Origin of the sequence: Empedobacter sp. UBA6305, assembly GCF_002440405.1 — a bacterium.
Taxonomy (GTDB): Bacteria; Bacteroidota; Bacteroidia; order Flavobacteriales; family Weeksellaceae; genus Empedobacter; species Empedobacter falsenii_B.
This window is the reverse complement of sequence record NZ_DJTP01000035.1, coordinates 1-23,594: the sequence shown is the minus strand read 5'-3', so window position 1 is coordinate 23,594 and position 23,594 is coordinate 1. Positions and strand designations below refer to the sequence as shown.

At 31.3% G+C, this 23,594-nt stretch carries 20 protein-coding genes and 1 riboswitch; of the genes, 2 read left to right on the top strand and 18 right to left on the bottom strand.

The annotated features are described in order from the left end of the window. Positions 1–50: 50 nt before the first annotated feature. Both aceA and aceB read right to left on the bottom strand, forming a co-directional pair. Entirely contained in the window at positions 51–1,328 is a 1,278-nt protein-coding gene (gene aceA / locus B3M86_RS08670) for an isocitrate lyase (RefSeq protein ID WP_349676929.1), read from the bottom strand. A 77-nt stretch (positions 1,329–1,405) separates the two neighbouring features. Next, positions 1,406–2,992: a malate synthase A gene (gene aceB / locus B3M86_RS08665; protein WP_221855564.1), complete on the bottom strand. Its 1,587-nt coding sequence runs from the start codon at positions 2,990–2,992 to the stop codon at positions 1,406–1,408. 117 nt (positions 2,993–3,109) lie between these two features. Between aceB and B3M86_RS08660 the strand changes: the two genes are divergently transcribed. Beyond that, positions 3,110–4,597, top strand: a complete 1,488-nt coding sequence (locus tag B3M86_RS08660) for a helix-turn-helix domain-containing protein (RefSeq protein WP_115001152.1) — start codon at positions 3,110–3,112, stop codon at positions 4,595–4,597. A 57-nt stretch (positions 4,598–4,654) separates the two neighbouring features. On the opposite strand, the gene B3M86_RS08655 is transcribed toward B3M86_RS08660, so the two are convergent. The 13 genes from B3M86_RS08655 to udk form a co-directional block, all read right to left on the bottom strand. Then, positions 4,655–4,900 (bottom strand): hypothetical protein, encoded by a 246-nt coding sequence (locus B3M86_RS08655; RefSeq protein WP_291067072.1) that lies wholly within the window; start codon positions 4,898–4,900, stop codon positions 4,655–4,657. A 43-nt stretch (positions 4,901–4,943) separates the two neighbouring features. After that, positions 4,944–5,043, bottom strand: a riboswitch (SAM-I-IV-variant riboswitch). A 68-nt stretch (positions 5,044–5,111) separates the two neighbouring features. Then, the gene (locus tag B3M86_RS08650) at positions 5,112–7,001 is read right to left on the bottom strand and encodes an ABC-F family ATP-binding cassette domain-containing protein (RefSeq protein ID WP_291067070.1); all 1,890 of its coding nucleotides are present in this window, start codon (positions 6,999–7,001) and stop codon (positions 5,112–5,114) included. Positions 7,002–7,036: 35 nt separating this feature from the next. Then, positions 7,037–8,218 carry an ABC transporter permease gene (locus B3M86_RS08645; RefSeq protein WP_291051974.1) on the bottom strand — a complete coding sequence of 394 codons (1,182 nt, stop codon included), beginning with the start codon at positions 8,216–8,218 and terminating at the stop codon, positions 7,037–7,039. A gap of 6 nt (positions 8,219–8,224) precedes the next feature. Next, positions 8,225–9,217, bottom strand: a complete 993-nt coding sequence (locus tag B3M86_RS08640; protein WP_291076305.1) for an HlyD family secretion protein — start codon at positions 9,215–9,217, stop codon at positions 8,225–8,227. Positions 9,218–9,221: 4 nt separating this feature from the next. Next, positions 9,222–10,604, bottom strand: coding sequence for a TolC family protein (locus tag B3M86_RS08635; protein ID WP_291076307.1), 1,383 nt, complete (start codon positions 10,602–10,604; stop codon positions 9,222–9,224). Between the two features lie 145 nt (positions 10,605–10,749). Beyond that, complete coding sequence (locus B3M86_RS08630) at positions 10,750–11,424, bottom strand: hypothetical protein (protein ID WP_125349240.1); 675 nt, start codon at positions 11,422–11,424, stop codon at positions 10,750–10,752. A 60-nt stretch (positions 11,425–11,484) separates the two neighbouring features. Then, the gene (locus B3M86_RS08625) at positions 11,485–13,284 is read right to left on the bottom strand and encodes an ABC transporter ATP-binding protein (RefSeq protein WP_291049541.1); all 1,800 of its coding nucleotides are present in this window, start codon (positions 13,282–13,284) and stop codon (positions 11,485–11,487) included. A 3-nt stretch (positions 13,285–13,287) separates the two neighbouring features. Continuing rightward, a complete protein-coding gene (locus B3M86_RS08620) occupies positions 13,288–15,465 on the bottom strand; it encodes an FUSC family membrane protein (protein WP_291076309.1) in 2,178 nt (725 codons plus the stop codon). A gap of 62 nt (positions 15,466–15,527) precedes the next feature. Then, positions 15,528–16,694: a THUMP-like domain-containing protein gene (locus B3M86_RS08615; protein WP_286496185.1), complete on the bottom strand. Its 1,167-nt coding sequence runs from the start codon at positions 16,692–16,694 to the stop codon at positions 15,528–15,530. Between the two features lie 4 nt (positions 16,695–16,698). After that, the gene (locus B3M86_RS08610) at positions 16,699–17,112 is read right to left on the bottom strand and encodes an RDD family protein (protein ID WP_286496183.1); all 414 of its coding nucleotides are present in this window, start codon (positions 17,110–17,112) and stop codon (positions 16,699–16,701) included. A gap of 119 nt (positions 17,113–17,231) precedes the next feature. Continuing rightward, positions 17,232–18,506: a methylmalonyl-CoA mutase family protein gene (locus B3M86_RS08605; RefSeq protein WP_219034475.1), complete on the bottom strand. Its 1,275-nt coding sequence runs from the start codon at positions 18,504–18,506 to the stop codon at positions 17,232–17,234. Then, on the bottom strand, positions 18,499–18,888 hold the full coding sequence (locus B3M86_RS08600) for an FtsB family cell division protein (protein WP_221855581.1): 390 nt from the start codon (positions 18,886–18,888) through the stop codon (positions 18,499–18,501). Before B3M86_RS08600 ends, B3M86_RS08605 begins: the two co-directional genes overlap by 8 nt. Beyond that, the gene (gene udk, locus B3M86_RS08595; protein WP_260392473.1) at positions 18,888–19,556 is read right to left on the bottom strand and encodes a uridine kinase; all 669 of its coding nucleotides are present in this window, start codon (positions 19,554–19,556) and stop codon (positions 18,888–18,890) included. The genes B3M86_RS08600 and udk overlap by 1 nt, the downstream gene beginning before the upstream one ends. Before the next feature lie 339 nt (positions 19,557–19,895). On the opposite strand from udk, the gene B3M86_RS08590 reads away from it, so the two are divergent. Beyond that, positions 19,896–20,501 carry a DUF4126 domain-containing protein gene (locus tag B3M86_RS08590; RefSeq protein ID WP_221855583.1) on the top strand — a complete coding sequence of 202 codons (606 nt, stop codon included), beginning with the start codon at positions 19,896–19,898 and terminating at the stop codon, positions 20,499–20,501. A 191-nt stretch (positions 20,502–20,692) separates the two neighbouring features. Here the strand turns inward: B3M86_RS08590 and B3M86_RS08585 are convergent, their stop codons facing one another. The 3 genes from B3M86_RS08585 to B3M86_RS08575 form a co-directional block, all read right to left on the bottom strand. Continuing rightward, a complete protein-coding gene (locus B3M86_RS08585) occupies positions 20,693–21,565 on the bottom strand; it encodes an acyl-CoA thioesterase (protein ID WP_286496182.1) in 873 nt (290 codons plus the stop codon). 8 nt (positions 21,566–21,573) lie between these two features. Beyond that, a complete protein-coding gene (locus B3M86_RS08580; RefSeq protein ID WP_280049291.1) occupies positions 21,574–22,539 on the bottom strand; it encodes an NAD(P)H-dependent flavin oxidoreductase in 966 nt (321 codons plus the stop codon). A gap of 322 nt (positions 22,540–22,861) precedes the next feature. Continuing rightward, a complete protein-coding gene (locus tag B3M86_RS08575) occupies positions 22,862–23,458 on the bottom strand; it encodes an RNA polymerase sigma factor (protein WP_115001114.1) in 597 nt (198 codons plus the stop codon). Positions 23,459–23,594: the final 136 nt, after the last annotated feature.

The following is a 23,594-nucleotide window of genomic DNA, read 5'->3' as shown; positions in this document are numbered from 1 at the left end:
ATAAAAAAGGACGTAGTTGCGGTACGTCCTTTTTAATTGAAAAGTATGTATTAGAATTGTGCGGCTTCCGTACTTTCAGCCATAGCTGTAGTAGATGAAATGCCTTGTTGCACTGTGTTTTGTACGTAATCGAAATATTGTGTTCCTACAAAAGATTGGTGTTTTACAGCTGCAAAACCTTCTTCTTGTAACGCAAATTCTTTTTCTTGTAATGCCGAATATCCCGCCATTCCTTTGGCTTTGTATGCACGTGATAACTCGAACATAGAGGTATTCATTGCATGGAAACCAGCTAAAGTAATGAATTGGAATTTGTATCCCATTTCAGCTAAATCTTCGCGGAATGTTTCCATTTGAACTTCTGTTAAATGTTTTGCCCAATTAAATGATGGGGAACAATTATAAGCTAACATCTGATTTGGATATTTTTCTCGAATCGCTTGTGCAAATTCTCTTGCCATTCCAAGATCTGGATTAGATGTTTCCATCCAAATTAAATCAGCATAAGGCGCATAGCTTAAGCCTCGATTAATTCCTTGTTCCAAACCATTTCTCACATTGTAAAAACCTTCAGAAGTTCTACTTCCTTGGATGATAAAAGGTTGATCTCTTTCGTCAATATCCGAAGTAATCAAATTCGCAGCTTCTGCATCAGTTCTGGCAACCAATAGAGTAGGAACGCCACAGACATCTGCTGCTAAACGCGCTGCAACCAATTTGTTAATTGCTTCTTGTGTTGGAACTAAAACTTTTCCACCAAGATGACCACACTTTTTGGCTGATGACAATTGATCTTCGAAATGAACGCCAGCAGCACCAGCTTCTATCATTTGTTTCATCAATTCATAAGCATTCAAGTTTCCTCCAAATCCAGCTTCAGCATCGGCAATAATCGGTACCATATAATCAATGTTTCCTTGTTCGGTAACAGATTGTATTTCATCGCGACGACGCAACGCATTATTAATACGCTTTATCACCATTGGAACCGAATTGGCTGGATACAATGATTGATCTGGATACATTTCTGCCGAAAGATTTGCATCTGCAGCAACTTGCCATCCCGAAAGATAGATTGCATCTAAACCAGCTTGTACTTCTTGTATGGCTTGATTACCATTTAAAGCACCTAAACCCGCCATAAATGGTTTTGAATTCAAACCTTCCCAAAGTTTCTTAGCCCCTAATCTTGCTAAGGTGTAATCGATGTCCAAAGAACCTCTTAATCGAATTACATCTTCTGCTGAATAAGGACGAACAACGTCTGTCCAGCGTGGATTAGTTCCCCAATCCTGCCGAATCTTCTGAATTCTTTCTTGATTGCTCATAATTGTGTTTTTTGTGTTTTGTTTATGAATGTGTGTTGTGTGTGTATTTCTTTTCGAGTGTGTTTGGTTATAAGGGCTTAATCAATATACTTATAGGCTTCTAATGTTAAAAATTCGGTAAACTTGTGCGATAAAACTAATTCGTCAAAGATTGAAATAGCTTCTTCAAATCTTCCGTTCAAATAATTTTCCTCACCAACTAATTGTTTTATTTTCTGAACCTCTTCAGCTCTTAATTTTTTGTATTTGTCACTGTTAAATTCGCATCCGTTTTCTAATGTAATCGACTGGCTTAACCATTGCCAAACCTGCGTACGAGAGATTTCTGCTGTTGCTGCATCTTCCATTAAGTTATATAAGGCAGCGGCTCCTTTTCCAGATAACCAACTTTCGATGTATAAAATTCCAACATTAATATTGTCTCGAATTCCTTGTTTTGTAACTGTTCCTTTTGGCAATTCTAACAAAGCCTCGGCAGTTGTTATAACATCTTCTCGCTTATTATCTATTTGATTCGCTTGTGGCATGTATTCGTCAAAAATATCTTTTGCGACTTTTACCAAAGCAGGATGCGCAACCCACGTTCCGTCATGTCCATTTTTTACTTCGCGAAGTTTATCATTCTTCACTTTTTCGAAAGCGATTTCATTGGCTTTTTCATCATTCTTAATCGGAATTTGAGCAGCCATTCCACCAATTGCATGTATGTTTCGTTTATGACAACGTTGAATAACTGCTTGCGAATATGCAGCCATAAAAGGCGAAGTCATCGTAACTTGTGAACGATCTGGAACAATAAAATTTGGGTGTTTCTTAAATTTTTTGATATAAGAAAATATATAATCCCAACGACCGCAGTTAAGGCCTGCGATGTGGTCTTTTAATTCGTAAATAATTTCATCTAACTGAAAAGAAGCTGTTATAGTTTCGATCAAAACTGTAGCTTTAATCGTAGCTTGTGGAATGTTTAAATAATTTTGTGCGAAAACAAAAACATCGTTCCACCAGCGTGCTTCTAGGTGATGTTCTAATTTAGGAAGATAGAAATAAGGCCCACTTTGCTTGGAAAGTAACGTGTGTGCATTATGGAAAAAATATAAACCAAAGTCAAATAGTGAGCCTGATATTTCTTGTTTATCTATTATGATATTCTTTTCATTCAAATGTAAACCTCTCGGTCTTACAAGCAAGACAGCAGTCTTTTCGTTTAATTGATACTTTTTTCCATTATTTTCGAATGAAATAGTACCATCTACTGCATCTCTTAAATTTTGTTGTCCTTGAAGATTGTTATCCCATGTGGGAGAATTACTATCTTCAAAATCGGCCATAAATGTATTAGCGCCTGAATTTAACGCGTTAATTACCATTTTACGGTCAACAGGACCAGTTATCTCAACGCGTCTGTCTTGTAAATCAGCTGGAATAGGAGCTGCTGTCCAATCGCCATTTCTGATTTCTTTTGTTTCTGACAAAAAAGTTGGAAAATTACCCAAATCAAAAAAGATTTGTCTTTCTTGTCGATTCGCCAAAAGTTCTAAACGTCTTTCGTTGAAATTTTTGTGTAAAGCTGTTAAAAAATTAACCACTTCGGTTGTCAAAACATCTGGATAACTATCCAGCTTATTCTGCGATAATTTTAATTCACTTGTAATAGTATCCATTTTTTGTGTTTTTGTTGTAATTTTGGTTTTGGTTATTCGAGCGGAATTTTACTTCCAGCGAACGTTCGCTAAATTATAAAAATTCGTTTACATTTACCAAATATTTTTGAAAAAATTATGCAAGAAGAATACATTAAATTAATTTTTGGGTTAAAACTAAAACAAGTAAGAATGGCTAAAGATTTGTCATTGTTTAAGTTATCTAAGTTAACTGGACTTTCGAAATCGTATTTGAATGAGATCGAAAAAGGTAAAAAATATCCAAAAACTGATAAAATTGTTGCTCTTGCCGAAGCGTTGGAAATTCCTTATGATGAGATAGTTTCTTTAAAATTGGATAAGAATTTAGCGCCAGTCGCTGAGATTCTACAATCAAATTTATTGCAAGAAATTCCTTTGGAACTCTTCGGAATTGAAGAAAGAGATTTAATTGAGATCATTTCTAACGCACCAATGAAGGTAAATGCGTTCATTTCTACGTTGATTGAAATAGGTAATAATTACAATCTTACACGCGAAAGTTTTTTCTTGGCTTCGTTGAGGTCTTTTCAGGAAGCAAATGATAATTATTTCCCTGAAATTGAAAAATCTGCAAAGAGTTTTTTACAAGAATATTTGATTGAATCAGAAGATTTTGTAAAAAATGAAACGATGGAAGAAATTCTGAAAGAAGAATATAATTATACCATTCTTTATGAAGATTTCACTTCGTTAGGAGGGAAGGATTTAGCGAAATTACGTTCTATTTTTATCAAAGAGAAAAAGCTGTTGTATATCAATATTAATTCTGACAATGATCAAAAACGATTTATTTTAGCGAAAGAATTAGGCTATAATTATCTTGATTTGAAGGAACGTTTGTATACATTTTCGTGGGCAAGTTTTGATAATTTTGATCAATTGTTAAACAATTTTTATGCATCTTATTTTGCTGGAGCTTTGTTGTTACCAGAAGAAAAACTGTTGAAGGATATGCAGAATTTGTTTGCTATAGAGCATCATGATTTGTCTAAATTTCAAGAAATTCTTGGAAAATATACCGAATCACCTGAAACGGTTTATCAACGAATGACAAATTTGTTACCCAAACATTTTAATATTCGTGATTTGTTTTTCTTGCGTTTGTCAGCAAAAGTTGGTTCAAATTCATATAAATTAACGAAAGAACTTCATCTTAATCAACAACAATCGCCACAAGCAAATGAAACGGATGAGCATTATTGTCGTCGTTGGGTTTCGTTAAATGTTTTGAAAGAATTGGAAAAACATCAAGATGATCATCATGAGATTTCTGCACAAATTTCGTTGTATCCGTTCAATAATAATCAAAAATATTATGTAATTTCTTCTGCAACGAAAGATCCATTCAATCCAAATTATTTACGAAGCGTAACGATTGGTGTATTGTATAAATCAGCTCAACGTAAAGTGAAATTTATGAATGACCCATCAATTCCTGTAAAAGAAGTTGCGGTTACGTGTGAAAATTGTGGTATGAAAGACTGTGCAGAACGTGTTGCTGAACCAATTCGTTTTGAAAAAGATATCCGAAATAAACGATTAAATGTTACGATTAATGATTTTATAAAAGAGCAGAGTAAGTAATATTATCTACCGTAAAATATAAAGGAAAACTTAAATCAAGTTTTCCTTTTTTTATATTTAATCTAAATATTCTAATCTATTTTCAACTAATATTACATGATGTTGAAGCGAAAATGTGTTTCCTCTTTCTATGGTTGTGCAATCAAAATTACGGAATTGTAATTCGTTGAATAATGTTTTGACATAACATCTTCTTGCAGAATTCCAAGAACTGTTTCCTACATTTTGATTAAAGCGTTCGATTAATTCGTTGTCAGTTAATTCACGAAATAATACGACAAATTCATTTTTTAGATTTTCCATTGTTTTAATTTTTTAATGATAAAAACAACAGGATAGAGTGGAGAATAACCTTTTATTTTGGCGTTTGCCCTCATTCTATACCACCGTAGCGCGGTTTTGGCTCGGTTGGTGTTCTGATTTTTCAGAAACTCCTGATGATTGATAGAGTAAATATAGAAATGAATTTTTAAAACAAAAAAAGGAACTCAAAAAAAGTTCCTATTCAATATTTTTATTCGCTTAATTCTAACCAACGAAATTCTTTTTCTTCTAATTCGTCTACAATTTTTTGTAGTTCATCTCCAATAGTTGCGATTTTATCGTACCCTAAATTTGGGTCGGAAAGTAAATTCGTTAATTCTTCTTTTTTGGCTTCAAGAATTGGTAAAGATTTATTAATTTCTTCTAATTCTCGTTGTTCTTTAAACGATAATTTTTTTGGTTTTGTCTCTACATTTTTCTCTTTCGATTCAACTTTTTCCTGAATAACGATTTCTTTTTCAGCTTTTTTATCTTCTGACTCAGGTTTATTTTTATTTTCGATATGATATTCGGTATACGTTCCCATATAACGAGAAACTTTCCCTTCGCCTTCGAAAATCATTAATTCATCAACCACTTTATCCATAAAATATCTATCGTGGGAAACAACTAATAAACAGCCTTGATATTCTTCTAAGAAACTTTCAAGAACCGTCAAAGTTGGTAAATCTAAATCGTTTGTTGGCTCATCGAGAATCAAAAAGTTAGGATTTTTATACAAAATTGCTAATAATTGCAGACGTTTTTTCTCTCCGCCACTCAACTTTGAGATAAAAGTATGTTGTTGTTCTGGCGTAAACAAAAACATTTCTAAGAATTGCTCTGCACGCATTTCTTTTCCATTTGCAAGCGGGAAAAAATCGGCAATATCTTTCACAAACTCAATGACACGTTCATCTTCTTTAAAATCAATTCCATCTTGTTTGAAATGTCCAATATTTAAGGTTTCTCCACGTTCAATTGTTCCAGAATCCATAGTTTCGATTCCTTCTAACATTTTTAGGAAAGTCGTTTTACCAACTCCATTTTTTCCAACTAAACCAATTTTTCCACCACGAGCGAAAATATATGAGAAATCATCTAAAATTTTCTTTTGACCAAATGCTTTCGAAACATGTTCCATTTCGATGATTTTTTGACCCAAACGCGTCATTACCATCTCTAATTTTACTTGTTGATCGACAATTTTATGTTTAGCTACTTTTTCAGTATCATAAAACGCATCAATACGAGATTTAGACTTTGTTGTACGCGCTTGTGGTTGACGACGCATCCACTCAATCTCTTTACGATAAAGGTTTTTCGCTTTGTCAATTGTTGCATTTTGATTTTCGATACGCAATGCTTTGTTCGTAATATAAGTTTCGTAATTTCCCGAATGTACATACAATGTTTTGTCCTCCATTTCGAGAATTTTGGTACAAATTGCATCTAAGAAATAACGATCGTGCGTAACCAAAATCAATGTTTTGTTTTCTTTGTTCAAGAAATATTCAAGCCATTCCACCATTTCTATATCCAGATGGTTGGTAGGCTCATCTAAAATTAAAAGAACATATCCAGTTTCGAAACTTAAATCAATCAAAAACTTCGCTAAAGAAATACGTTTACGCTGACCACCAGAAAGTTTTCCAATTTTTTGATCCAAGAAATCAATCTTCAATTTTGATAAAATTTCTTTGATTGTTGGCTCAACTTTCCATGCATCTAAAACATCCATTTTTCCCATTAAATCAATTAAATCAGGATTTGTTGGGTCATTTTCGATCATGTTTTCATATTGACGAACAACATCTAAAACTTCATTCGAATGATTGAAAATATATTCTTCACTTTTCAAGTTTTCGTCAAAGTCATCACTTTGATCCAACATCAAGATTTTAACACCTTTATTTGGACGAACTTCGCCAGAATCGGCAGTTTCTAATCCAGCTAAAATTTTAAGTAAAGTAGATTTTCCACTTCCATTTTTTGCTACGAATGCGATTTGGTCTCCTTCATTTACATGAAAATTTACATCTTCAAATAAAGTTCTGATTCCGTATGATTTGGTTAGATTTTCAACTGTAAGAAAATTCATGGTTTATTATCTGTTTTGTAAATTAAAAAAAGATGCTAAATCTTTTCTGTTTCGATTTGTTTCATCGATTGTTTAGCTTTTCTTATTTTAACGATTAGAATAGCCAAAGATAAGACAAAGCAAATACTTCCTATTACAATTAGATTATTTAAATGCGGTTGAATTAGGGTAGGATCGCCTTTTTCGATGAAAAGTATTCGGAATATTTTCAAATAATGTGTTAATGGAATGCAATCTGCAATTGCTTGAATCCATTTTGGCATTTGACTTAAAGGCCATGTAAATCCACTTAAAATGAAACTTGGTGTTGCAACAACCATCAAAACTTCGGTTGCTTTTAGTTGGCTTGGAAGGAGAATACTGACTAAAAATCCTAAAAAGCAAACGGCTAAAATAAATGCAAGAGAAGAAGTGAAGAATGGCCAAAACTCGGTTTCTAATTTCATGTCATAAAACATTCCGAACCAATAATACAGCATATATATAAATACTGACATAAATAAATAAGGAAAAGTTTTGACGAATAAAATGGTAAATGGATTGGATGATTTTGAGATTAATTCATTAAATATTCTATTCTCAAATTCTGAAGCAAATGAAAGTGCTAAACCTAATAATAAAACTTGTTGTAATACGGTTAATAAAACACCTGGAAGCATAAAATATAAGTAGTTTCCACTTCTGATATTTTGACGAATCATCGTTGATTTGAATGGTTCGTAGCTTTGTGTTGCAATATATTCTGGAACACCTTGTTTTCGAGCTGTTTCTATTGAAATACCAGCTTTCATTGTTGTTAAAACTGTAGTAATTGCGATTGCCGCTGTATTAGAAGTTAACGTATTTGAAGCATCTACAAAATAAGCGATTTCAGGTAATTTTTTTTGTTGTACATCAGACTGAAAGTTTCGAGGAATAACAACCACAACTTCAGCTCCGATTGCTAAAGCTTTATTCTTAGAATCAAATGTTGAAGGTAAAACTTCAGCAACTTTCACCGATTCATTTTCATCTAACATCTGAATAATTTTCTGACTTGTCATCGTATGATCTTCGTCTACAACAATAATTGGTAAATTGGTTACATTTCCTTTTTTATAAACATTTCCGATCAGAACACCATACATAATAGGTGCTCCCAAGAATAAAATTGGTAAAACAGGATTCTTGAAGAAAAGTTTGAATTCTCGTATAATTAAATGAAAAATCGTTTTCATCAGAATTTATTTAGCGTTAAGATCCAAAATTACATTTGCTTTTGTCAATAGTTGAGCAGCTTGTTTATAGTCAACAGGAACAACTTTCACTTCATATTGCGATTGTTGTTGATCAATATCAGGATAAGCAGTCGAAATATTAGCGTACGAATTAAGTACTTTTATCGAAACAATTTTACCTTTCAAAACCATATTATTTTTATAAGGAACTTTTAAATTGACGATTTGATTTTTTTGCAATTGTCCGATTTTATTCTCAGGAATTGTGAATCTAAAAAATGTAGTTTCTCCCAAAATTCCGTTTGCAATAGAATATCCAGCCAAAGCCAATTCTCCAACTTTTAGATTAATTGTTTCAACCGTCATATCTTGTGGTGCTTTGATGTGTCTTTCCGCTTCTGCAACATCTACTTCTTGCAAAGCTCCCAAAGCACGTTCTTTTTGTCCTAAAGCCATTTGTTGTTGCTCTACACGCGTTCCATTTTCGGCATCAGCTAATTCAGCTTTTGCAGCTAAATATTGGTTTTTAGCGCCTTGATATTTCGCATAAACTTCATCATAACTTTGTTGCGGAACAAGACTATCTCGAAGCATATTTTTTAGTCGATGATTTGATTTTTCAGCATAATCTAATTGTTCTTTCAAGCCAGCAACTTTTGCACGCAATTGTTTCAATTGATTATCTGTTGCACCTTTTTTAGCCATTTCATATTGAGCTTCGGCAGAATTTACTGCGCCTTCAGCTTGACTTTTCTTCGCGTCAACTTCTGGTAATTGTAAAACAAAAAGCGTTTGTCCTTTTTTTACTTCATCGCCTTCGTGAACTAATATTTGATCTATTTTTCCTGGGATTTTTGTTACAACGCTAATTTGATCGCGCTCAATTTTACCTTGAAAAATAGTTTGCTCTTCTTTTTTATTTTCCTTGTCAGATGATTTACAATTTGTAAAAAGTATTAATCCGCTTAAAGCAAAAATATAGTATAGTGTATTTTTCATGATTTTAATTTGATAATTGATTAAATAATTCTCCAGAAGTTTGAAGTAATTCATAGGTTTTAGAGCGTTGATCCAAGATTTGAGCATAATAACCTAAATTGGCTTTGTAATAATCATTTTCGGCAGCCAAACGTTCAGTTACATCTATTAATCCTTCTTGAAATCGTCTTGAAGCGATTTCTAAATTATTTGTTGCAATGGTATTTTGTTGATTATTTACTTTTAATTTTTCAGTAGAAGTTTCATAATCAATTTTGTTTTTACTTAATAATAAATTCAGTTTTTCTTGCGAATTTCTCAACTTGTTTTCATTTATTAAAATGTCAGTTTTTGCTTGTGCTAATTTATTTTTGTGTTGTCCGCCATCCAACAATTCCCACTTTGCGCCAATACCAATCAAAATATTAGGGAACATCGAAAATTGGTTCATTTTTAAATTAACATCACCTAATACATCACCATCTTTTAATTTGAAATGACTTCCAAAAATTGAGGTGTAATTGGTATTCGCGAATGCAAAAACTTGCGGTAAATGTGAACCTTTTTCCTTTTGATACAGAAATTCGTAAGCTTTTACAGAGTGTTCAAGTGCTTTCAATTCTTTTTTATTTTCTAAAGTATAGCTTGAAGCAAGAATATCAATAGGTGTAAGTTCGTATTGAATTTGTTGAAGATCTTGTTCAGATAGATGCGTTAAAGTTTCTAATTTTTTGTATAACAATTGTCGATTACCATTCAATTCTACTTGTCGAGCTTCTAACTCTAACATTGCTAATTTTATTTTTTCACGATCGTAAGGAATAGCTAAACCATTTTGAATTGCTTTCTGCACTTTGAGATGCTCTTTATCCAAACGTTTTGCAGAATTTGAAATTAACTCTTCTACTTTGACCAATAACATCAATTGATCATAGGTTTGTAAGATATCTTTGGTTATTGTTTCTTTTTCAGCTTCTTTCAAATAATCTAAAGCAGTGCTTTTTTCCTGAATAGCATTCAAAGCATTTGGAATTTGTAATCCCGAAAATATAATTTGAGTAGCGTTAATTCCGACAGTAAATAATCCTGCTGAGGTATTGAATTTTTGATTACCCGAAAACAATTCTGTGGACAAAATATCGATTGATTTGGTTGGAATATCGATGATTCCGTTCGAGTTTAGATAACCACCCAGTGCAATTGCAGATAAATTTGGTTGTCGTTTACCTTTTACTTCGTCATATTGGTAATTGTTTTTTTCGACTTCCAGTTGTTTATTTTTTAATTCGTAACTCGACTCAATCGCTTTTTCAACAGGTAATCGAAGTTGCGGGTCAATCAATTGTTGTGCAAATCCCGAAATAGAAGTCAATAATAGAATAAAAGATAAATATCGAATAATAAGCATCCTATAATTTTAGCATAAAATTAACAAAAAATATACCATGAATAAAAGTCAATATTAGAATATTATTAAAAATAAAAATCCTGAAACTTTTTAAGGGTTCAGGACTTCCAAAAGTTGCCAAAAAATGGCGCATAGTTCAATGTATTTAATATTTATTATCAATAATATCCAACGTTTCGTTTAATGACTCTTTCATCATTTTCTCTAAATAATCCGTCGTACTTTTATTGATTGTTTCGTCTATATACTTTGTTCCACCAATTGTTTCGCTATATTTTAAAGCATTATTTTTAAGGTCTAGAATATTAATGTAGACATATGTTTTGGCGATGTATTTCTGTTTGTTGGCAGGATCATAATCAAGACCCGATTTTACATTAATCAAAACTAAATCATCTTGATTAATCGCTTTTTTTAAATCATTAAATTTAACTTGATTTACATTTTCCTTTGTGATTAATTCATTTGGAACTAAGTTTTTATCAAATTTATCAATCATTTGATAAGTATACTTGTTATCGTTTAATATTTTCTCAGATTTATCACGAATTATTTTTACAATATCAAATTTAGAATTTATTTGTTTAAGCTGATTTTCAATTGATTTTGAATCAATGTTTTGATCTAAATTTTGAGAATTATGATCAAAAAAACCAAGAGAATCTATGTTAATGAGAACACCAACTTTGTTTACAGGAACGTCTAAAGCATTTTCGTAAGTTACCGTATTAAGTGCTAATTCTTTTGGAGCTTCTTTTTTTTGCTCGCAAGATTGGGTAAAAAACAATACCCCAACAATAAAATAAACTAATTTTTTCATACACTATCCTATTACCTCTTTAAAGGTAGTGATTTATAATGTTTTATAATAAAATTATTGCTAATAATTTTCTTCTTCTTCATCGTCAAAAGTTTTGGCAATTTTTTCAATGTTTAAGCTTTTTGCCATTGCATCAAAAATCTCTTTATAAGTACCGTTCATTTTGTACACATCTTCATGAATCCCGTTTTCTACAACTTCGCCTTGTTTCATCACGTACGTATAATCGGCATCGATAATTTGAGAAATACTATGCGAAATAATGATAACTGTTCGATCTTTTTTGATGGCATCCAAACTATTTTTAATCTGTTCCGTGGCAATTGCATCCAAACTTGCAGTAGGTTCGTCCAAGAAAATAATTGGGGGATTTTTTAGAAACATACGTGCTATGGCGATACGTTGCTGTTGACCACCAGATAACAATAAGGCTTTGGATTGATAAGCTTCTGGCAAATCCATAATTTGTTCGTGAATATAAGCACGTTTTGCGGCATCTTCTATTTCTTCGAAAGTTGCGTTTACATTTCCATAACGAATATTTTCTTCAATCGTTCCATTAAAAATGTGATTTTTTTGTAAAACCAATCCAATATTATCGCGTAAAAATTGTGTGTCATATTCTTCTAAATCAATTCCGTCAAGTACAATTTTTCCAGAATCAGGTTGATAAAATTTATCTAACAAATTAATCACTGTACTTTTTCCAGCGCCAGACAAACCAACCAAAGCTGTAATTTTATTGGGTTGAATTGTCATGTTGATATTTTTCAAGGCTTTGTAACCATTTGGATAAGAAAAGTCAACATTTTGGATTTCGAATTTACCTTTCAATTTTGTTGGAATATAATTTCCAGATGATTCTTTTTCGTCATCCGCTTTTAAAATAGAAAAGAAACTTTCGGAATAAATCATGGCATCATTCATTTCATCATAAATACGATGCAGTTGACGGATAGGAGCAGAAACGTTGTTGAACAACAAAATATGAAACATAATTGCGCCAATTGTCATTTGTCCGTCCAGAACCAAATATGAAGTTAAAATGATGATAATCACCACGCCAAATTGCTCGATAAAGGATTTTAAACCATCAAAAAAGAAGCTTGTTTTACGTGTTTGCATTTGATTATTCGTCAATTCTTTTTGCAAAGCAAGTTGTTTTTTACCTTCGATATCTTCTCGGTTAAATGATTTAATTACTGTGATTGAATCAATTATGCTGATAATTCCTTGCGATTTTTGTTCACGATAACCTCTTAGGTTACGTCGCCAACCACTCAGCTTTTTAGCTTGTTGTTGTGTAATAATGAAATAAATTGGAACGATACAAACTCCAACCAATCCAACATAAAAATTAGCATTGAACATCAAAATTAAAGCAACAATTGAGTTCGCAAAAAGAGGTAAAATATCGATAAAAAAGTTTTGAACTAAACGTGTCAAACTTTCAATTCCTCTGTCAATACGAGTTTGAAGCTTTCCTGCTTGATTATCTTGATTTGTATAAAACGCCATTCTGTACGTCAAAATCTTTTCGATAATCGCTTGTGCTAAATCTTGCGAAACAAAAATTCGAAGCTTTTCTCCATAATATTTTTGACCAAATGTGATGAATGCATTTAAGATTTCTTTAGTCATCAAAACAATCGAAATAAACGAAATGATTTTCAGACCTTCTTTTAATCCTTTTCCAGCTTCAACCAAACCATTTATAGAATCTACGGTATATTGTAAAATAAGGGCGTTTACTTGAGAAGTAAAAGATCCAACTAAGGTTAGGAGCAAAGTTGCGACAACCAAAGAACGATAAGGTTTTACAAATGGGCGTAGATTTTTAAACAGTTGGATGATTGTCATTTATTATTCTTTTAACGGTTGTTCTTTCACAAAAACGTGACCAACTTTTGTAAAATCGTAAGCAATCTCGTACAAATACTCTAACAAATCTTCGATCAGTTCAGAATCATTTTGCAAAGCCTCTGTTTCAATTTCCGTATAAACAACAGTTTTTTCTCTAAACTCTATTGTTTTTGGTAAATTTTCTGTTTCATATTCACCGTAAAGCCGAATATTTTGTAACAATAATTGCAAAATTTTCTTCATCAATCGAATGTGTTCTGAAGTTAAAATGACCGAATTATTTTTCTTTAAAATTTTAACTAAACCAACTGAATATGAGACAAATGATTGATTGAAAATAGTGAATTTATTCAGTTCATTAGCATTTTCTTGTTTTCCTTTCGGTTCAGAAATTACACGCTGAAAAACTGAATTAATATTTGCCATTGCAATAAAAACATCTTTTCTAGCTAATTTATAATCTGTTGTAGAAACTTCGTTGTCGGCTAATTTTTTAAAAACCAAATAGATAAACTCATAATTTGCAATCAATGCTTTTTGAATATATTCGTTCATATTATTTTTTTCCCAAGTTGGTAAAATCAAATAACTCGAAATAAACGCCATAAATCCTCCAACAAGTGTATCAATAAAACGTTCTTGAATAATATACAATGAATCTTTTTGCGAATAAAAACTAAACGAAATAAGAATATACGCGGTTAAGTAAAATGTACCAATTGCATATTTGTGACGAATAAAAGTGTACGCCATCAACATGAAAATAAGCATTAAAGCAAATCGGATACTGTGTTGAGGAATTATCAATAATATTAAAACCCCAACTAATCCACCGCCAATTGTTCCTTTCAAACGCTGAAAGTTTCGTTTTTTTGTTACACTAAAACCAGGTTTTAAAATTACTAAAACTGTCATCAAAATCCAGTAACTATGATAAGTCATCGGAATAATAAATGTGACGCCATAAGCTAATAACATTACAATTGATGCACGAATTGCATGTCTAAAAATTGAAGATTTTAGATTCAGATGATCTTTTAATTTTCGTAAAGAATAATCAACTGTAGGTTCAAAATGTTCGGCATGATCCAGCGGATTTTTCTTTTTTTCTGTGAACGAATCATCATAGAAAAATTTATGGATAAACTCTATTTTATAAACAATTTGCTTTAGATTGATATAAATTTTAGATAAAACGATTGGTTTTTGTCCTTCTGCATATAATTCTTTGATGGCATCATCAATCTTTTTCAACTCAACTTCAAAGTCAAAAGTAGGTTGTTTAGGACGTTTGTTCGAGTTAATATGATAAGCAATCATTTTAAGCTCATGCGCTAATTTATTCATTAAATTATAGATTTTGCGCATTGCTTTTGTATCACCGTAAACTTCTCGAATTTTCACATAATCGTATTGATTTGCTGTTACATTTTCAAATATATCCACCAAATCAGAAAAAATAAACACAATCGAACGCCCAATTGGTGTCAGGTCTTTTACCAATTTTTTGTTCGAAAAAACTAATTCACGAACTAAACTTTGTTTTTCGTTAATTACAACATGTTCATCGATTAATTTTTTGATAATATCATCGTAATTAGAGTCTTTATCAAACATAGAAGCCTTGATTCGAATGTATTCAGAAATATGAATCATTGTATCAGCTAAGTTTTGCTGCGCCATACGATAAGGACGAAAGGTACTAATAGCTAGGCTAAAAATAGTGTACCAAGCTGCTCCAGCAGTCACAAAAAGTGCAATATGAAGAGGACTTAACTCATGTCGTAAATCATTCATATTCATTACCATTGACATCATAATGACCATTCCAAGCGCACTTGTACGTTGTCCCCAAACGGTTAACATGTTAGAAAAGAATACGATAAGTGTTAAACAAATACCTAGAAATATTGGGTAACTGTTAATCGTTTTGGTGAAATATGAAACAAGGAAAATCAAGAGCACGGAAAGCCACATCAGGTTTCGGCGTTCTTTAAATGGACCAGGTGTATCCGTCATGTGTGCTAAAACTGCACCAAGACTTATCGTTACACCGGCATATAAATCGCCAAACAAGCTGGCTACGATAGGCGGAATGATAATCGCTAAAGAAGTTTTTAAGCCATCTGAAAGCGCTTCTCCGTAGATAAAGTTTTCAATTTTATTGATGATTTTCAAGTGTAATTTTTTAAGGTTGAAAATTGTTGTATAAAATTAACACAACTTTTTTCGAAACCCAACTAAACTCGTGAAGTTTTTAGAATATGAAAACCATCAATGCTTTGAGTAAAAATTAAAGTTGTTGTACCACCATCAATAATTTTGAATTTTTTCTTGATAACGTCTATTGGCTGATTGTAATTTTTGACTAATAAATTCGCTTTTGTTTTTAGAATTTCTTTTTTTTGATTTTTAATTTCTTCTTCAATCAAGTAAATTTTTCCAGGAAAATTCTCTAAAAGTTCATTCGAAGTATACAAATGAGTATTCTGATGAAGTTTATGAAGATTGAATTTTTCGCTCAATAATTTGAAAGCACCAGTTTTTAGAATCGCAACATTTGGTTCGTAAATATAACGTTGAATTCCTCCAAAACTTGCATTCGCACTATATTCTTCTTCAAAATGAAAAGAAAATTCGGATTGATTATTTTCTAAATTAACAGCTTTTATCAAAGGGTTTTTTGTTGAAGAATTTTTATCTAAAATGATTAGAAAATCTTTCACTTCATTTTTTAATGCAACAATGTGTATTTCAAAAATTGAATCAATTTGTTGTAGGGTAGAAGTGATGTCTAATAAAGGCGAAAGCTTGATGATAATTTTCTCTGTTTTTTCGAAAAAAGTTGGAATCCATTCTAAAATATTTGGCTCTAAATTTTCCAAAATAAATTTTCTTCCGCTCGAATTTCTTCTTGCTGGATCGAGATAAATAACATCAAATTTTAAAGTAGGATTTTCTTCAAAAAAAGACTGAAAAGTTCCTGTATAGGTTTCTAAATTTGGCGCTAAAATTTTAGCATTATGTTGTACAATCTCACTCAATTCAGGATTTTGTTCGATGTGATATACTTTGTCAAAATTCTTTGCAAAAGCCATGGTGTCAATTCCAAAACCTGCGGTTAAATCAATCAAATTTTTTCCTTTAACTAAAGTTGATTTATAATTTGCTGTAGCTTCCGAACTTGCTTGTTCCAAATTAATTGAAGGTGGAAAATAAATGTTTTCTGTTGAATAAAGTGTTGGAAATTTATGTTTTGAAACTTGAATTCCTTTCAATTGTTGTGCAATTTCAGCAGAAGAAATTTCTTCAAACAACGATTTTTTCAAACCTATAGATTTGATGTCTTCATGTTCGATTATTTTCAGATAATCTTGAAATTCTTTTGTTAAAATAGTTGGATTCAAAATGTTATTTTTTAGTCATTTTAGTATTTGCTACAATATCACCTAAACGTTGACTTTCTTTGGAGTTATTTATAATTAAAATTCCAATTAATCCACCGAAAATAAAATAATCTATAGGATCGAAAAGATGACGAATAAAAGATTGCGAAAAACTAATTGGTTTTTCTGTTTTAGCATTTACAGGTTGCAAATTTAGGATTAAATGACCTAAAGTTCCATGTAAAATAACTTCAATTACTACAAAATAAACTAGCCAAAAGATAAAAATAGGTAAAGCATTTATTCCGTTTACATTATAACTTCCGTCATTTGCTAAAGCTCCAAACTTATAAATATAAAGCGCTGCAATGATTATAAATAGTGCGTAATCAATATATCCCGCTATAAATCGTTGAAAAATGTTTTTATTAGATTTCATAATTTTATATAAAACAAAACTTTATTAAACACAAAACTTCAGTATCCATCACAGCTACTGAAGTTTCGATTATATTGTTGAGTTCTTTTAATGAAATTGGCATCCAATTCATGTAAAAACTATTTTTTTTCCTCTTTTTCTGCCAAACGAGTTGGAACAATCGGAACAAAAAGTGCTTGTTTTACCACTTTTTCTTTTGGCGATTTCTCAATCACATCTGCAGGGTTTCTAAATTTGTTTACACCAATTAATTTAATGGTTTGCTCATCGAAATCTTTTTGCTCTTTTTTCGCGCTTGTGTAAATAAAATCTTGAATAGTTTCATTTTGTAAAGCATTTACAAAACCTCCTACATTTTGTATTGTTTTAAACAATTCTAACGCATTTTCAGCCATTTGATTTGTCAAACTTTCGATGTAGAAAGAACCAGCAGCAGGATCAGTAAATTGATTCAAATAAGATTCTTTTTGTAACAATAATTGTTGTTTTGCGGCTAATTCTAATCCAAAATCAGACTCTTTATTAACTTCATCATATGATCCAACAAAAATAGCGTCACTTGATCCGAAGATAGCCGAAGAAGCTTCTATTGTAGAGCGAATAACGTTGTTGTAAATATCTAATTTAGATTTATTGCGATCGGATGTTGAAGTGAAAATAAATGCTTCACTTTCTTTATTATATTGCTCCAAAATCATTTTCCATAAAAAGCGAAATGCTCTTAATTTCGCAACTTCGAAGAAATAATTACTTCCAACAGCAAATTTAAAATAAATTTTGTCCGCAATATCAGCTCCAAAATTTTCTAAATATTCTACTGCATGTGCAAGTGTAATCGCAATTTGTTGAACATGATTTGCTCCAGCATTTTGATAAACATCTCCTTGAATTGAAATTACTTTTTCGAAATTTTTCAATGCCAAAGCTTCTTTCACCAATTCTTTTGATGCTTTTTCTGAATCATTTTGCCAAAGTCCATTCTGTGCCAAATATCCATAAATATCTAAATCTAAATATTTCAGATTTGGAAGATTTTCAAGCGATTTTAAATCAGAAGTTCCATTATATTTAATAAATAAATCTAGATAATTAGGAAGTTCTAACGATGAATCAATTTGATTTTGATTAATCAAATATCCATACAAAAAGCTGTAATCTTGGTTTTTATTTCCAGTATATTTCGAAATAATTTTCCAATCTTTTGAGGATTTTGGTAATGGTTGTACAGCCGAATAATCGACATCATCCTTTGTATATAATGGTTTTACATTTATTTGATCGTTCGTTCCCCAAACCAAAGTTTCATTATATTCTAAACCTTTTAGCTCGACTTGAACTTTATTTTTCCATTCTTTTTCAGAAATAGAATCAAAATTTTCAAATAACTTACTCATTTTCTTTATTTTGCGGCTTCGTAACTTTTTCTTGCTGAATGATAAAAATATCTTCATCATCTTTTTTCAAGAAATGCTTTTCTCTTGCAATCCTTTCAATTTCAGCAGGATTACTATTTAGTTGATTTAATTTTTCAGACTCAGTATCCAAGTGTTCTTGGTAATATTGTTGATCAACTTCTAATAATTTGATTTGTTTATCCAACTCGCGATGTACGAAAAAAGAATTTTGGTCGAAAAAAATCATCCAAACAGCAAACGCAACCGTTAGAACAAAGTAACGATTCCAAACAAATTTGAATACACGTGTATCCTTAATTTTTCTTTTCGGTACTTCTGGTGTAAGTTCTTTGTCAAAGATTTCTTCCGATTTTTCTTTCATTATACAGTAGTTTTCGAGTTGAGTTTTTCTTTAATTACAGTTGATAAAACTTTGATTGCGACAGAATTTTTCTTTTTCATATTCGGAATAATAATGTCTGCATAGTTTTTAGATGGTTCTATAAATTGCTGATGCATAGGTTTTAACGTTTTTTGATAACGTGTTAAAACTTCGTCTAAATCGCGCCCACGTTCTTGTATATCACGGCGTACGCGACGAATTAAACGTTCGTCAGAATCTGCATGAACAAAGATTTTTACATCAAATAAATCGCGTAAATCTGGGTCAGTCAATACCAAAATTCCTTCTACAATAATAACCGATTGTGGATGTGTTAAAATCGTTTCTTCCTTGCGACTATGCGTAATAAACGAATAGACAGGTTGTTCTATTGATACGCCATTTTTCAATAAAGCGACATGTTCTTTTAGTAATTCGAAATCAATTGATCTTGGGTGATCAAAATTGATCTTAGAACGTTCATCAAAAGATAATTCAGGATGATCTTTATAATAATTATCTTGAGAAATAACGATAACGCTTTCCGCGTTAAGATCTCTTAAAATATTATTTACAACAGTTGTTTTTCCCGAACCTGTTCCTCCTGCAATTCCTATTACTAGCATTTTTGTTTTATTATTTTTTTTAATTTCGTTTGATGTTTCCATTGCAAGAGTTCTCGTAAAATTTCCTTAAAGATAAAATTTTCCTATCAGAAATTAAAATAAAAAGAAATCGATTCTTGCAAAATTTTAAATGTTGTCGTGAAGAAGTTTTGGTTGATTGATTTTGAGAAAAGAAATAATTATCAATGCATTTAAAAAATGATTGATTTATTATTCGATTATTTAGATGTAAATCAAACATTTAGGTTTATTTATACAAAAAAAGTACTTTGCAGTACTTGGTTTCTCTTAATCGGATACAAAGGAAAGAAAAAAATATAAAAACTTTATCTTTTTTATCATTATATTTATAAGATCAGAACTATTATAAAATACTAAACTATGAACGATTTAATCTCAATGTCTACTATTTTTTCGTTATTTCTCGGAATAGGATTAGCCGCCGCTGCTGGTTTTCGGATTTTTCTTCCCTTATTTATATTGAGTTTAGCTGTCAAATTTGCAGGAAGTTTTATTAATCTCGACGAAAATTGGATGTGGGTTGGGAGTACACCAGCTCTTATAACACTTGGTGTAGCGATGTTAGTGGAAATTGGAGCTTATTATATTCCAATTATTGATAATTTGTTGGATACGATTGCGGTTCCCTTAGCTGGAATTGCAGGAACAATAGCGGTTGGAATTACGATGCCAGAAATGAACGAAGTTGCAACTTGGGCTTTGGCGATTATAGCAGGAGGAGGAACTGCGGCTGCGATTAGCGGTACAACTGCTGCTGCAAGAGCTGTTTCGACCACCACAACTGCGGGAGCTGGAAATTTTTTGGTTAATACAGGTGAAACGTTTAGTTCTATTGTATTAAGTATTACGGCAATTGTATTGGCTCCTTTGGCGTTTATTTTTGTACTGATTATTTTATATGTGTGTTATAGAGCATATAAAAGTGTTAGAAAAAAAGGTGATCAGTTATTGGCGGAAGAATTGTGAAAGAGTGAAGAATTGAATATATAAAAGAGCTAAATTATTAGCTCTTTTTTTTTGTTATATATTAGTATTTCAAGTTTTTCTTTTTAAGTAAATATTAATTCAAAAATATTTAGAATAAGATTAACTAGAAGTTAAGTTTATAAAATAGAAAAAGTCTTGTAATTTTTTTACAAGACTTTTTGAAATATAAATTATTCCTTCTCTTTCACTATTGGTCTTATTAGACCTTCTTGCGCAACGCTACAAATTAGTTCACCAGAACGATTGAATAAATTTCCTCGTGTAAAACCTCTTGTATCATTTGCACTTGGAGATTCAACATTAACTAATATCCAATCATGCAAATTTGGTTCTCGGTGAAACCAAATTGAATGATCTAAGCTGGCCATTTGTGTGTTTCCAAAGTGAGCTTTAGAAGCATGAGGTTTTATTGCTGTTGATAATAAATTGTAATCAGAGCTATACGCAATTAATTGCTGAATAATTGGTAAAGGTAAATCCTCTGGAACATCATTAAAAGTTAACCAAACATTACTAAAATTAGGATAATCTTTTTTCTCAAAAGGATTCACAAATTCAACAGGTTTAAAATCTAACGGACGCTCTGCTAAGACAAATCGCATAATTGATTTTGGTAAAACTGAACCAAATTGTTCTGCTACATCATTCCAGCTCATTAATTCTTCAGGAGGCGTTACAACAGGCATTTTTTCTTGATGCTCGTAACCTTCTTGCTTCAACTGAAAGGAACAAGCCATTACAAAAATAGGCACACTGTCTTGCTTTGCTGTGACAACACGTGTACTAAAACTTCCTCCATCACGAAGATTTGCTACTTCAAAATAGATAGGTTTTTCTAAATGTCCAGGTAAAATAAAGTAGGAGTGAAGGGAATGGCAAAAACGATCTGAAGGAACAGTTTGATACGCAGCATGCAAAGCTTGGCTTACAACTTGTCCTCCAAAAACATTTGGACTTCCCATAAAAGAACTTTTCCCTTCGAATAAATTTTCTTCTAATTTTTTGAGAGAAATTAATTCGATGAGTTCTTGAGTAGTTTTCATTATTAAATTTAAAATTTCAAATTATTTAATTTCTGCACATTTTGTTCTAATGCACATTTATATTCATTTTTCATTCGATAGACTAATTCTTCGGTTGAAATAATATCATGAATTCCAGAAACTCCGTGTCCAGCAGACCAAATGTCTTTCCATGCTTTATGTCCATCGCCTCCAATTAATTTCGAAAAATCTTCTTCTTTCTTTTCGTCTAAATCAATTCCAGAATGTATAATACTTGGTTTCAAGAAATTTGCATTTACACCAGAAATTCCATCTGTATAAATCACATCTTCGAAAGTAGAATCGACTAACATTGTTTTATAATCTTGATTCGCAGAGGCTTCTTTTGTCGCGATAAAACGAGTTCCGATGTATGCAAAATCAGCACCCATATTTTCAGCTGCTAAGATATCGTTTCCGTTGTTCATCGCACCTGCTAAAATTAAACAACCATCGTAAAAAGTGCGAATATCATCAATCAAAGCAAAAGGATTAGCCGTACCAGCATGTCCACCAGCACCAGAAGCTACAGCAATAATTCCATCTACACCAGCTTCAGCAGCTTTTTCCGCATGACGTTTTTTGATCACATCATGAAAAACCAAACCTCCATAACTATGAACTGCATCTACAACTTGTTTTACAGCACCAAGCGACGTAATAATAAGCGGTACTCTATATTTTGCACATAAAGCTAAATCACCTTCGAGACGAGGGTTTGTTTTGTTAACGATTAAATTCACTCCAAATGGAGCTGCTTTTTTACCTGTTTCATCTTCAAATTGTTTTAATTGAGAAGTGATATCAATTAACATTTGTTCGAAATCTTCGGCTGTTCTTCCATTCAAAGAAGGGAAAGTTCCACATACACCATTTTTACATGCTTCTACAACTAATTCAGTTCGAGAAACAAGAAACATAGGTGAAGTGATTAAAGGTAAATCTAAACTATTTTTAAATTCTTGTAGGGTCATACTAAAATTTTTTTGATGTGGTATAGGATGCAATATAGTTATAAATTGAGTTATGATTTTCAGAAAAGATTAATTTATTTGCATAAAAAAATCCTGAAATGTTTAATATTTTCAGGATTTTTTATTTGATAAAAGCAGTGTTCGATTAATTTAAATTTAGGATTATTATTTCCTTCACGTTATTTAATTTCAATGCTGAAATTGATTTTGAAAACATTAATAATTTTTCAATCGTTGATTGTTTTGGTTCAAATTTTTCTGAGTAAAATTCAATCATAAAAACTTATTTACTTTAAAAACGTTAAATAGATAAGTTTATTTTTTAATCGATTGTTAAAATAATGTTATTATTTTCGATAACTTTTCTTAAGTTGATAATTGCATAGCGCATTCTTCCTAATGCTGTATTAATACTAACATTTGTTTCTTCCGCAATTTCTTTGAAACTTAATTCTTTGAAGATTCTCAGTTCTAAGACTTCTCTTTGATCACTTGGTAATAAAGTAACAAGGTATCTTAAATCATTTTCAATTTGCTTTTTAATGATTTTGGTTTCGGAACATTCGTCAGAATTTCCAATAAAATCGAAAATATTATATTCGTCATCATATTTACCTATAGTTTCTCTAACAGCAGGCATTTTCTTAATATTTCGAAAATAATCAATAGTTAAATTATGCGCAATACGCATTAGCCAAGGTAAAAATTTTCCTTCTTCATTATATCCGCCACTTTTTAGTGTAAGAATAACTTTTATGAAAGTATCTTGGAAAATATCTTCAGTGATATCTTTGTCTAAAACTTTTGAGAAAATGAAACTATAGATTCTACTTTTATACTTCTCAATTAAAATTTCTAAAGCATATTCATTACCATCAACATAGTCTTTGATTAGCAATGAGTCTTCTTCGTAATTCATAAGGTAGATAATTTGGTTTAGTAAGTAGATTTTTTTATCTATAGGCTTCTTGTTTTTTTATAAGTGATTCAAATATAGTCAAAGTTTGAATCAAAACAAGTGAATTAACATAAAAAGAGGACTGTCTCTTAAAGTG